This window comes from Nocardia sp. NPDC057455 (assembly GCF_042802775.1).
Lineage (GTDB): Bacteria > Actinomycetota > Actinomycetes > Mycobacteriales > Mycobacteriaceae > Nocardia.
In genome coordinates this window covers 1-11,535 of sequence record NZ_JBHVDM010000140.1, presented here as the reverse complement: position 1 = coordinate 11,535, position 11,535 = coordinate 1, and the positions used below count along the sequence as shown (strand labels likewise).

Annotated in this window: 12 protein-coding genes; 4 read left to right on the top strand and 8 right to left on the bottom strand. The window is 67.3% G+C overall.

The genetic code is table 11. The features are described 5' to 3' along the window. Positions 1–316 precede the first annotated feature (316 nt). The 8 genes from ACFU5M_RS32620 to ACFU5M_RS32585 form a co-directional block, all read right to left on the bottom strand. Positions 317–1,675: a hypothetical protein gene (locus ACFU5M_RS32620; protein WP_379055137.1), complete on the bottom strand. Its 1,359-nt coding sequence runs from the start codon at positions 1,673–1,675 to the stop codon at positions 317–319. Continuing rightward, positions 1,672–2,058 (bottom strand): hypothetical protein, encoded by a 387-nt coding sequence (locus ACFU5M_RS32615; protein ID WP_379055135.1) that lies wholly within the window; start codon positions 2,056–2,058, stop codon positions 1,672–1,674. The genes ACFU5M_RS32620 and ACFU5M_RS32615 overlap by 4 nt, the downstream gene beginning before the upstream one ends. Then, positions 2,058–2,243, bottom strand: a complete 186-nt coding sequence (locus ACFU5M_RS32610; RefSeq protein WP_379055133.1) for a hypothetical protein — start codon at positions 2,241–2,243, stop codon at positions 2,058–2,060. The genes ACFU5M_RS32615 and ACFU5M_RS32610 overlap by 1 nt, the downstream gene beginning before the upstream one ends. After that, complete coding sequence (locus tag ACFU5M_RS32605) at positions 2,240–4,015, bottom strand: hypothetical protein (RefSeq protein ID WP_379055139.1); 1,776 nt, start codon at positions 4,013–4,015, stop codon at positions 2,240–2,242. Before ACFU5M_RS32605 ends, ACFU5M_RS32610 begins: the two co-directional genes overlap by 4 nt. Before the next feature lie 176 nt (positions 4,016–4,191). After that, positions 4,192–5,067: a 1-acyl-sn-glycerol-3-phosphate acyltransferase gene (locus ACFU5M_RS32600; RefSeq protein ID WP_379055131.1), complete on the bottom strand. Its 876-nt coding sequence runs from the start codon at positions 5,065–5,067 to the stop codon at positions 4,192–4,194. A 17-nt stretch (positions 5,068–5,084) separates the two neighbouring features. Next, on the bottom strand, positions 5,085–5,792 hold the full coding sequence (locus ACFU5M_RS32595; RefSeq protein WP_379055129.1) for a hypothetical protein: 708 nt from the start codon (positions 5,790–5,792) through the stop codon (positions 5,085–5,087). After that, on the bottom strand, positions 5,789–6,352 hold the full coding sequence (locus tag ACFU5M_RS32590; RefSeq protein WP_379055127.1) for a hypothetical protein: 564 nt from the start codon (positions 6,350–6,352) through the stop codon (positions 5,789–5,791). Before ACFU5M_RS32590 ends, ACFU5M_RS32595 begins: the two co-directional genes overlap by 4 nt. A 690-nt stretch (positions 6,353–7,042) precedes the next feature. Beyond that, a complete protein-coding gene (locus ACFU5M_RS32585; protein WP_379055125.1) occupies positions 7,043–7,309 on the bottom strand; it encodes a hypothetical protein in 267 nt (88 codons plus the stop codon). Positions 7,310–7,692: 383 nt separating this feature from the next. Between ACFU5M_RS32585 and ACFU5M_RS32580 the strand changes: the two genes are divergently transcribed. The 4 genes from ACFU5M_RS32580 to ACFU5M_RS32565 all read left to right on the top strand — a co-directional run. Next, the gene (locus ACFU5M_RS32580; protein WP_379055123.1) at positions 7,693–8,439 is read left to right on the top strand and encodes a FadR/GntR family transcriptional regulator; all 747 of its coding nucleotides are present in this window, start codon (positions 7,693–7,695) and stop codon (positions 8,437–8,439) included. Positions 8,440–8,442: 3 nt separating this feature from the next. Next, a complete protein-coding gene (locus tag ACFU5M_RS32575; RefSeq protein WP_379055121.1) occupies positions 8,443–9,177 on the top strand; it encodes a cache domain-containing protein in 735 nt (244 codons plus the stop codon). A 96-nt stretch (positions 9,178–9,273) separates the two neighbouring features. Beyond that, positions 9,274–9,489, top strand: coding sequence for a hypothetical protein (locus ACFU5M_RS32570; protein ID WP_379055119.1), 216 nt, complete (start codon positions 9,274–9,276; stop codon positions 9,487–9,489). 456 nt (positions 9,490–9,945) lie between these two features. Then, on the top strand, positions 9,946–11,535 hold a 1,590-nt coding region (locus ACFU5M_RS32565; protein WP_379055117.1), incomplete at its 3' end, for an amino acid adenylation domain-containing protein.

Sequence of the window (11,535 nt, the reverse complement as noted above, 5' to 3'; positions counted from 1 at the left end):
CTCGGGATAACGCCTTGGCACGAACAAGTCTCCTTCGACGACTTCGTGACCAAGAGTCAAGCAAACCAACTCCGGAAAACCGGGGGAACATCACGGACTCCAACTATGCGGGGGAACGTCAAACGCTCGGCGGGTCGGCCTACCACGTTCACGTACACCGAAGCCGGACTGCTGGACGTGACCGAGGCGCTGATCGCATTGACCGGCGAGCCTCATCCACTGCTGCCGAACGCCGATCGACATCCCCTGTCACCGAGCAGTTGGCAACGGTCCAGCGACCCAGGATATGAGATAACGCAACGCGCTATGAACCCACTTACGTGGCGAATTCGCCGCCGAATGGGTGTTCTAACAGGAGGTAGAGACCGGTGAAGGTGAAACCGACCATGACCAGCATCAGAGCCAGTTGACCGGTGACCCGATGGGCCGGCGGCAGCAGCCGCAGGCAGGTGTCGTGCGCGGCGGCGACGCCGAGGATGTGGCCGATCACGACGGCCAGCACCTTGATCGTTCCCAGCGCCACGGGGTGGGTGGACAGGATGTAGGCGACGTTACGGTCGGCGAGCCAGGCGAGGTTCCATCCTCGTCCGAGCGGGTCCGCGAACAGCAGCACCGTCGCCTGGCCCTTTTCGACCAGGAACGTGAGGTAGTGGGCCACCAGATAACCCGCGACGATCGGGGTCAGACTGTGCGCGAGGCGAGCCGGAAGCAGATTCCGCTCGGCCGCGGGAAGGCCTCCCGTAGCGCGGGCCGCGGTCCGGAACGCGCCGCCGACGACAAGGATGAAGCCGAGCAGCCCCACCGTGTTCAGAAGGGTCGGCAGGGCCTCGGAGCCGTTGCCCCCGGCGTCGGCCAGCAATCCGCGCCAGGAGGGGAACATGGTGAAGCTGTCGAACGCGGTCGAACCGAGCAAGGTGGCGGCTACGGCCACCCCACCGATCCGCACCGGAGTGCCCGCCAGGTTGTTCAACGGCAATCGCAGCACGAGTGCGCCGGTATCGCGACGGCCGACCGCACTCAGCCTGCCCAACAGGCTGCTGTACACCTCCAGTGGATCGGCACGCTCGGCCCATGCGGGGCCGCACACGATCAGTCCCACGGTGTTCACGACGAGGTATGCCACCAACCAAGTGGTCACGGCGGCCACCGAACCGGGTTCCGGGTAAGCCAGTTCCAGCCACACGAAGGAGAACAGGCCCAGCACCGCGGGCCACTGTCCCCAGGAATCGGGATAACGCACCAGACCGTGGGTGGGCTGCCGCCACACCAGGCAAATGGCGCGGTGTATCGCACGCACCGGGGACAAGAGCTTCCAGACGGGTCCGGCGAGCAGCGAGGCCACCATGACACCGACCCACAGGAAGATGTAGACGACGCCGGGGACGGGATTGCGCCCCGAATCGGAAGGGCCGAACAGGCCGATCGCGACGACGGCCACGACGACGGCCACGCTCACCACCGAAATCGCGACCCGAACCGTCCTCGAGTCCACGACCGCGCCCACCACCGAGGGCAGCGCGACTCCCGGTGATCCGGGTTCCAGCCGGGGTTCACGCCAGGCGAGCACGAGCACCGCGAACGAGAAGGTCAAGGCCCAGGCGGCTCCGACGAGCGCATACGACAACGGGATCGGCAGGTCGGTGGCACCGCCGATGCCGTGGGCGAGAACTGTCATCCGCGCACGAGCAGCGTCGCCACCGTGCGCCGGGCGTGATGCAGCTCGATCTCCACCCGCCCTGGCACGTCTACGGTGAAGCGGAACCGCAGGCCGGTGCCAGGAGTGATCGCGAAGGTGTGCTCGGGCGTGGCATGGACGTGCAGTTCATCGTCGGTATCGCTGTCGACCACGATCTCGATCGGTCGGCCCACCGTGGTCTCCAAGCGGACGCCCGCCGGGCTCACCGAGCCGCCCGCGATCCGCACGGCGACGACGAGACTGTCCGAATCCCCGGCGACCGTGGTCGTCGGCGCGGAGCCGGCGGGATCCGATGCGGCGCAACCTGCCACGAGTAGACCACCCACGAGAACGAGCGCGCCCCAGTGCCGCACGAACGCCATCACTCCTCCTCCGCCCCGTGCTCGGTCGGTGAACCGGACGCCCCACCGCGCGCTTCGGCGCGACGGTCTCGCACGGCGACGAGAACTACGACGGCGACAACGAGCAGGGCGGGCAAGAAGGCCGGGATCGCGAGCAGGATCGAATGATCGGCCAGCACGTCCACGCTGTCGGCGCCGCGGGTCATCGCGAAACCGCCGGTTCCGGCAGGGCCGTCCGGCTCGTGCGCGGATACCGGTCGTTGATGCGCGCGGCACCCCAGGACAGCGCCCCGATGAGGATGAGGCTGCACGCCAGCACCACGAGCGACGCCGCGGCGAACAGCCAGGAGGGGTAGTCGAAGGACCGCTCCCGCTGCAACACGGAGATCTCGCCGATGAACGGCCGGGTGAACGAGGCGAGCGCGGGTACCTCCTCGACGCCGATGCCCGGGTCGGCGGCCATGAAGATCGGCACCGCGGTCAATACGCGCCCGTCCTGCATCCGCAGGATGGTCTTCCACGACCCGTATGCCGGGACGGGTTCGGTCGAGACATAGTGCCCGGCGTCCACTCGCTGCAAGCGGTCGACGACCAGACCGCGACCGGGGCTGCCCGAACCGATTCCGCCCTGCCAGGCCAGGATCTCCATCCATTCGGGATCGGACCCGACGAGATCGGCGGGCGTGACGCGGACGTCCGCGAGCACCATCCTTCCGTCCACGTCCGATTCGGCGTCGCGCAGTGCGACCGTGGCGGTGGCCTGTTCCGGTACGTCGATCAGCAGCCCGTTGGCGGTCGCGGCCGCCACGATCACGACAGCGGCGACCATCAACCCGCGGCGCACCGGCGGGCGCGGCAGCGGCTCGCCTCGCAGCGTCATCGCGAGCAGCGCGCCGACGACACCGCCCGCGATGCCGGTGGGCACTGCCATGGCCAGAAGTTCCGGCCATATGGCGGTCGGCCACGGATTGACGAACATCGCACCGACCCAGAGGGATTCGAGCCACAACCCGACGGTCGCGATCCCGAGCCCGCAGACCGCGCCCCACCAGATCGGCCGCCGGATGAGCGGCAGCAGCGCGAGCAGTTCCACCACGACCGCGCAGCCCAGATAGAGCGGGAAGACATTGCGCGGCGCGTCGATGATCGGCCCGCCGACGAGCACGGCTACCACGGTGCGCACCAGCGCGGCGAAGCCGACCACTACCAGCGTGCTGAACGGGCCCAGGCTCGCGCGCGCGGCGACCAGGGAAATGGCGGCCGCGGCGGCGATGAGCATCGGTTGCAGCACGAGCCGGAACTGCTGCACGCCGAAGTCGAACTCCACCTGGAACACCGAGAGCCCGATGAGCAGGCCACCGAAGGCGAACGATCGCATCAGCCACATCAACCGGCCGTCGGTGCGGTCGGGGTCGGGCCTGCTGTGTCTGCCCTCGAACTCGAGCAGCAACACACCGACCAGCGACAAACCGGCGCCGCCGATGAGCATCAGATGCGTCGGACCCCACAGCGTGACGTCCTGGCCGAAGATCCGATGCCAGATATCGTCCAGGGGAAAGCCGATCAAGGCGTACAGACCAGCGCCCGCGAGGAGGATGCCACCGACGGGTGCGTACCAGCTGCGGGTGATCCGGACCGCCGCGGCGCCGGGTTTCTCGTCCAAGGGCAGCACGATCGCCGACATTCCGGCGGTGAACAGGAAGAACAATCCCGCCAGGATGAAGTAGTGCGCCGGATTGGCCAGCGGCCCGCTGTCGCGGCCGTTGCCCACGTGCAGACTGACATCCCAGATGAAGCCAAGCAGCGCGGTCAGGATTGTCGCGAGGAACAGCGCGAGCGGGAGAGCGACCCAGCCGGGGCGATTGAACAGTCGGCCGAGACGGTCTGCGACCCGCTGTAGCCAGGTGATCCGGCGGGTGCGGTGCAGATACCCGACCCACAGCAGGACGAGGGCCACGACTCCGGCGGCGCCGGTCATGATCGCTACTTGGTCCAGCGCGGCTCCGCCGCCCTCGGTGCCCGGTGCGGCGAACCAACCGATCTGTTCATGCGCGATGTCGCGCACGGGAGACCTCCATCACACGAAGTAATATATGTTACGAACGGTACCATAAAAGCTACCGCTCGTGGCCGCAATAGCGTGGCCGAATTCGGTCAGCCGACGATCGGCAGGTTTCGCTCCTCGTCCAGCCGGGTCAGCGCATCTTGCATGATCCCGGTGACGTGCCGGTAAGCCGCCTGAAGATCGAGTTCGGGTCCCGACACTGCCCGGAGATCGATCGGATCCAGGAATTCGACGGTGATCTTGCTGGGCAGAGGCAGATGCCCGGCGAGATCGCCGATGTCGAGTCCCCACGGGAGAGCGATCGAAATCGGGAACACCTTCAGCCGCAGCATGCGGTCCAGCCGCAACAGGCGCGCGATCCGGTCCCCACGGGTGAGGACCAGCTGGGTCTGCTGCGCACCGATATTCACCACCGGCACGATCGGAACCCGCTCGTTCCAGGCCAGGCGGAGAAACCCGGTGCGACCGGCGAAGTCGACCCGGTCCTCCTCCCAGGTCGGGCGGTGGACCTCCCAGTCGCCGCCGGGGTAGACCAGCACCGCTGCGCCGTCGCGCAGCGCTTGCTCGGCGTTACCCGGGTCGGCGTTCACCGTGCCGAAGCGGCGCAGCAACGAGCCGATCATCGGGTAGGCCATCACCATGTCGTGAGCGAGCTGGAAGAAGGGCCGGTGCGGGCCGAAACGCCGGACGAAGGCCAGGGTCGTCACCAGCACCTCCGGCGAGACGTTGCCCCCGGAATGGTTGCTCACCAGCAGCACCGGCCCTCGCTCGGGAATCCGCTCCAGTCCGCGCACCTCCGCCCGGAAGTAGAGGCGGACCAATCGCCAGCCGAGGTCCATGGTGTCCGCGATGAACTTCGGGTCGCGGTCGGCGGGATCCGCGGTGGGAACCCGCGCTTTCACTTGCCGGGCCACCCAGTTCGTCGCGTGATCGGCCGTTGCGCCGACCAGTCGGAAGACACTCATGTGCAACGGCTTCCGTACTATCCGCCGATCGAGAGCAGCTGGTCGAAGAACGCCCGGTACCCACGCAGCGCCTGCCGCAGCCCCTCGGTGTCGGACGTGTCGCCGCGCCGCTCGTCCAGTTCGCGTTTGCGCTGCTGGTAGGTGGCGGTGATCTGCTCGATGATGTCGCTGAGCAGTGCGTCCGCACGGGCGACGGCATCGCTCGGATTGTCGACGAAGGTGACCTGAGCCTCCCGCCACTGGGTGCGCAGGCGATCCAGATCGGATTCGGCGAACAGCGGCGCGGGCCGGTCGCCCGCCGCGGGCGCGGCGGTCTGCGTGACGCCCGAGCCGGTATCCGAATCGCGGGGCCCGGCTTGTTCGGCCGTCCCGCTGCCGCTGCGCTCGGCATCGGCGCCGAGTTCGGTGCCGGTGGTGGGCTGTCCCGCCGAGGAGTTCGCGCGGGGCGGCTCGGGCTCCGCTTCGTGAGCCGCGGGAGCAGGCCGGTTCGGCTCGGACGCGACGTCGGTGGTCCGCGCGCGCCCGGCGTCGTCGATCACATCGGGGTTCGCCGCCCGCTCGGTATCGGGCCGCGCCGCCGTGGATTCGCCGGCCGGGCCGGGTTCGTGACGACGATCGGCCTCGCCGGACCGGTCGTATCGAGCCTCGGCGCGAGTTTCCCCCGCTCCCGCCGAATCCCCTTCCGCGTCAACGCTGTACGGCCGCCGTTCGGACTCGGTACTCATTGTTTCACGTCCTTCTTCCCCTGGTCGGACACGCCGACCAGGTCCTCGAACAGTTCCCGGTAGTGCACGATGGCCGTGCGACGATCCTCGGTGGACACCGCGGCGCCCGCGGGTCGAGTCGCGATATCGTGCGCGGCGCGATAGTGGCCCAGTGGCTCGGCATGCTCCACGGAAAGATCCGCCAGCTGCTGCTCGTAGTTCTCCGTGGGGTAGCCGCGCACTGACATGATCGTGGTGACGAGGCGGTCGGCTTCGGTCAGCGCCCCGGCGGGGTCGTCGATGAATCGTTCCTGCACCTCTGTCCAGCGGGTGAAATACACCCGCTTCTCGTCGTCCGACAGGTCACGTAACCGCAGCTGCGAGTGCCTGCGCTCGCGTTCGGCGAGTTCCCGCTCGGCGGTCTTGCGGTCCGCACGTTCCTGGACCGTCCGGTCGTATTCCGGGCCGAACCGGCGGCGTAGTCGCTGCCTGCGCAGCGCCGGCCACACCAGGAACGCGACAAGGGCCGCGACGACGACAATGGCGATGACGACGATGATTGCCCATACTCCAGCCGACATCTGAACCTCCTTGTCGAGCTTTTCCGCTGGGGTAATGCCTCCTTGCGGAATTTCCAAACACATGTTCGTCAAGGGGATTCGGCGGACGCGGCAGGGCCGGCCGACACCCCCTCGTCATCGCCGCCGTGGCAGGGCCGGTCGGACATCCCTCGTCATGCGGTGACCAGCCGGCCCCGTGGACGAACTCTTCGGGGTCCTACCAGCACACCGGCTCCGGGCGCGCGCAGCGTTCCTGGACAGCATCGCGCGGGAGATCGAGGCGCTCATCCCCGTCTTCGCCGAGATGTACAGCGTCGAACCGGTGTTCGTGCTGCCTGGTGCTCAACTGAGCACGGCGCGGCTCGGAACTGAGATCCGGTCCACGCGGGGTACCGACTGCACGCCCGGCCGTATAGCCGGGCGTGCAGTTTCCTGGGATCGCCCGCTTCGGCATGTCCGGCCGCGGGACACAAGACCACGAGACACCACCCCGGGCTGCTACCACCTGGTCACGGTTTCCGGGGCCGGAGCCCGAACGCTCGCGAACTGAAGCATTTATTGCGAGGAGCAGGTTTGTCGACACAGATCCAGCGATCGAGCCGGAATCACCGGCCGTCCGGCCGAGCGGATCCTGCGAGCATTGCGTACTTCGCGGTCCGCAGGGATCCGCGCCGCGCGGCGGGTATCAGGCCGAGGCGGTCGGCTTCGAAGTCATGCCCACGCGTGCGGTCCGGTTGCCAGCTGCTGCGGCGGGATGAGTTTCGCCCAGAATTCGCGGCGTACCGCATCCCACAGCCTCGCCAATTCCGGGAGGAGTTCTCGTGCCCGGGCGAGGTCTGGGTAGTTCTCGGGGCTGAAGCACGCGACGGGCGATGCGTCGCGGGCGTTGTCCACGGCGAGGATCGCGATCAGGTGATGCTGGACGAAACGCCACGTCACCCGCACGCCGTCGACTTCCGTATGACGCACGTCATCCATCGTCGACACCTGGGCGCCGCGGGCTCCGCTCGCACCGGACGTGGTCGACCGGCCACGGTTCGCGGTGGGTCGTCGTCTCGGCCACCGACCCACCTCGCTCGCGGCCACGCCACCGAGGTCGCTCGCTATGACTGCTCTGGCTCTCGAACATGAAGAAAATCCCACTTCGATCGCGACGCTGAAGCGTCCGGGTGCCTCTGGGGCCAGTACGACGGCCTTTAACCTAAGACATTAGAGTTCATAGTTCAAGGGGTGTGGAGCAAAGATCTCACTCATGCACGCGCGCGGCGGAGTGGAGCCGGAGACCAATACCCCTAATCTCGAACTTCATAGTTCAAGTGTTCGTTGACTAGGATCGACGTACGTCCCCACGAGGAGTCGCGTTGTCCAAGCAGGAGAGCGCCGGATTGTCCGCTCTCGGCGCCGTGCTGTCACCGCTCGAGGGTGGCGGCCCGAAAACCGAGGCCGTGGTGCAGCGACTGTGCGCTGCCATCAGCCTCGGCCTGATGGTCGACGGCCAGCAGTTGCCGAGCGAGACCGATCTCGCCAACCAGCTGGGCGTCTCCACGATGACCTTGCGGGAGGCGCTGGCCGTACTCCGGCAGCGCGGCATCGTGCACACCAAGCGGGGGCGTGGCGGGGGCAGTTTCATCCGGGGCGCGGCGGAGGTCCTGGAGAGCACCTCGTTGGCACGGTTGCGGGAAATGAGCATCCAGGAGCTGCGCGATCTAGGCGACGAACACTTCGCCGTCACCGGAGCGGCTGCCGTGCTCGCCGCGCGTCGCGGACTACGAGCCGACATAGCCCGGCTGCGATCCCTGGCCGACCGGCTGAAAGACAGCAACGAGCCCATTTCGGCACGCCGGGCCGACAGCCGCTTCCATATCGAAATGGCGGTGTGCGCACAGTCCAGCAGGCTGACGCGCGCCCAAGTCGCTTTGCAAGCCGAACTGTCCGCCTTACTCTGGTTACCCCGGCTGGAACTGGATCCGGAGGCCGAAGCCACCGCTCATCGCGATTTGGTGGACGCGATCGAAAGAGAAGACGATGCCCGGGCCAGAGAACTGGCAGAATCACAAATCGAATCACGCATCCGCCGCCTCGTCGCCCTACGCTTGGAGCTCAGTTGATCGATGAGGGACCCCGATGAATATCCGGCTCCGGTGACCGCCGAGTCGCTCGCTTCGGCCGTCACGGAACTGGCCGAGGAGATCTACCAATCGCTGGGAATCATCGGGTCCGGGCTGGCCACACTGTGGGAAGACCTGACCGCGAAGGCGCGGCCCGCTCCCCGATCGACCGACCTGGCACCGCTGCGCGGGACCATCGTCGGCGAACTCGAGCGGCGCGGAGAACTGCTCGAAAGCGCGGGTGTAGTGATGGCGGACGGCATTCTCTCCGATCGCCCGCGGCACTTGGAGTGGTGGTTCCTGGACGCCCAGCGCGCACCCCGACGCCTGATGCTGGAATTGAATCCGCACAGTGAATACTTCTACGACTACACCGGAATGGAATGGTTCGCGATACCACGTGACCAGGGGCGCCGATGGGTGCACGGGCCGCTTCTCGATTACGCGTGCACCGATCAGTACGTATGCACTTTCGCGGTCCCGGTCACGATCGCCGCGGGAACTTTCCTCGGAATCGCCGGTGCGGATGTCCCGGTCGCTTCCATCGAACAACTCCTGCTTCCGCGCTTCCGGGCGTATGACCAGCGGGTGGTGCTGGTGAACAGCGAAGGCCGCGTGATCGTCGGAACCGATCCCGAATTCACCACCGGATCCAAGACGAGCCGGATGGACCGGCCTGCCGCGGCGGTGCCGATCGAGGCGACGGCCTGGTCGTTGTATTCGCTGGGACAGCGATAAGCGAACACACGCACCGTGGGATCGCGCCCCTGCGTGCGGTGCGCCCCGATGAATGGGGTCGTGCGACGCGGGGAAATGTTCCGAATACTCGTGCCCATGAAGGCGATCACCGCGAGCGTCCTCGTGACGGCCACGCTCCTCGCACCCCTGTCGACCGCATCCGCCGCGCCGCTCGAGCAGCAGGCGACGATCGCGGAGACCGGGTCCGCCTCGACCGGATCCGCCACCCAAGCGCTGTGCCTGTTGCTGCGCATGTTGCGCGCCGGGTACGTCGACAGTTCCGGCGGCGGCCCCGCTTGCACATTCCCCTGATGCCGCGAAAGGCAACCGGTCTGGGCACGGCCCGAGGGCTCGTCGCCGCCCCGACCCGATCACCGGCTCTCGGATTCGACGTATCTGTCGACGACATCGCCTGTTGCGCTTGCTTTTTCGTCAACGCGAGCTGATCGGACCCGCGCCACCCGGACTGGGACGCGCGAGCGGAAGGGCGAGCCGGCAGGAGAGCACCGGGCGCGGCGGCACTGGACTCGAGCGCCTGGTCGGCGAAAGATGTGAAACGCAGCATAATTCGCCCGGCGCTGCAGTATGCCGTGCCGTAGGCAGGTCACCGGCTGTGTACTGTCCGGGCGGGGGCAGGCGGTCTGGGCTTCTCGCGAGAGGACTACCAGCTTGTCTGCGACACCATTGCGAGCAAGTAGTGAGGTTGCGGGTCGGATCGAGGGTGTTCGGAGTGAGAGCCGGCACCGCCTGAAGGAGAAAGTACAGGAAATGAAGATGGATCGCCGTTCCGCGCGTGGAAATCGCCGTCGCCGTTCCGGCGCTCCCCTCTTCGGGCAACTGCTCACCGCCGCGGTCGAATCCGCCGCTGACACGGTGGCGATCCGGTTCTCTCCGACAGGCGATCCCGCCGATACCGTGCAGCTGACCTACCGGCAGCTCGACGAAGCGTCGTCGCGGCTGGCGCGGGAGTTGATCGACCGAGGACTGGGACCGGGCGACGTGGTGGCCATCGGCATTCGGCGCTCTCTCGAGTCGGTGCTGTCGGTGTGGGCGATCGCCAAGACGGGCGCCGCCTACGTGCCGATCGATCCCACCTATCCACCCGAGCGGATCGCCTACATGGTCACCGATTCCGGAGCCGCACTCGGCCTGACCACTTCCGCCTACCGCGAAGCGCTCGGCACCTCCCTCCCCTGGATCGAACTCGACGATCCACGAGACCAGGAGCGAATCGGGCGCTGGCCCGCACACCCGGTTTCGTATACCGATCGGGTGCGGCTACTCACCGAGCACCATCCCGCCTACGTCATCTTCACCTCCGGTTCGACCGGCCGGCCCAAGGGTGTGGTGGTCCCCCACTCCGGATTGGGCGCGATGGTAGCGTCCGAACGCGAGCGCTACGACGTCACCGCAGGCTCGCGGGTGATGCACATCTGCTCGCCGAACTTCGACGTGTCGGTCCTGGAACTGCTGCTCGCCTTCGCCACCGGATCGACCCTGGTGATCGCGCCGCCGACGGTGTTCGGCGGGTTCGAACTCGCCGATCTGCTGCGGCGCGAACGCGTCACGCACATGCTCATCACACCCGGCGCGCTGGAATCGGTCGATCCCGCGGGTCTGGCGGACCTGCGCGTCGTCATGGTCATCGGCGACAGGTTCGGCCCCCACCTGGTGAGCCGGTGGGCCGGCGACGGCCGCGCGATGATCAACGGCTACGGCCCCACCGAGGCCACCGTCATCGCGACCAGCAGCGCGCCGCTCGTGCCGGGTGAGACGGTCACCATCGGCAGCGCGATACCCGGATTCGGCTTGTTCGTGCTGGATTCGCGCTTGCGCCCGGCTCCGGCCGGCGTGATCGGCGAACTGTATCTGTCGGGTCCCGCGCTGGCGCAGGGCTATCTGGACCGGCGAGGTCTCACCGCGGCACGCTTCGTGGCGAACCCGTTCGGCGGTGAGGCCGGTAGTCCTGGGTCGCGCATGTACCGGACCGGCGATCTGGCGCGTCGTCTGAGTTCGGGTGGCATCGAGGTCCTGGGACGTTCGGACTTCCAGGTGAAAGTTCGTGGCTTCCGCGTCGAACTGGGCGAGATCGACGACGCGCTGAGCCGCCATCCGGATGTCGAGTTCGCGGTGACCCTGGGCAAACGGCAACCGAACGGGACGACCATGTTGGTGTCCTACGTGCTGCCCGAAGCGGCAACGGTCGACGCGGCGGGCATCGGGATCGAATTCGACACCACCGAACTCTTCGACTTCATCTCCCAGTCGTTGCCTGCTTACATGATTCCGGCGTCGATCATGGTGTTGGGGGAGATTCCGTTGACGCCGGTGGGGAAGTTGGATCGGGCGGCGTTGCCG

Coding starts and splice junctions, on each gene's coding strand:
- ACFU5M_RS32570 (WP_379055119.1), top strand. CDS start 9,274: ATGAAGGCGATCACCGCGAGCGTCCTCGTGACGGCCACGCTCCTCGCA.
- ACFU5M_RS32595 (WP_379055129.1), bottom strand. CDS start 5,792: ATGAGTACCGAGTCCGAACGGCGGCCGTACAGCGTTGACGCGGAAGGG.
- ACFU5M_RS32585 (WP_379055125.1), bottom strand. CDS start 7,309: ATGGATGACGTGCGTCATACGGAAGTCGACGGCGTGCGGGTGACGTGG.
- ACFU5M_RS32600 (WP_379055131.1), bottom strand. CDS start 5,067: ATGAGTGTCTTCCGACTGGTCGGCGCAACGGCCGATCACGCGACGAAC.
- ACFU5M_RS32620 (WP_379055137.1), bottom strand. CDS start 1,675: ATGACAGTTCTCGCCCACGGCATCGGCGGTGCCACCGACCTGCCGATC.
- ACFU5M_RS32605 (WP_379055139.1), bottom strand. CDS start 4,015: ATGACCGGCGCCGCCGGAGTCGTGGCCCTCGTCCTGCTGTGGGTCGGG.
- ACFU5M_RS32615 (WP_379055135.1), bottom strand. CDS start 2,058: ATGGCGTTCGTGCGGCACTGGGGCGCGCTCGTTCTCGTGGGTGGTCTA.
- ACFU5M_RS32575 (WP_379055121.1), top strand. CDS start 8,443: ATGAGGGACCCCGATGAATATCCGGCTCCGGTGACCGCCGAGTCGCTC.
- ACFU5M_RS32590 (WP_379055127.1), bottom strand. CDS start 6,352: ATGTCGGCTGGAGTATGGGCAATCATCGTCGTCATCGCCATTGTCGTC.
- ACFU5M_RS32610 (WP_379055133.1), bottom strand. CDS start 2,243: ATGACCCGCGGCGCCGACAGCGTGGACGTGCTGGCCGATCATTCGATC.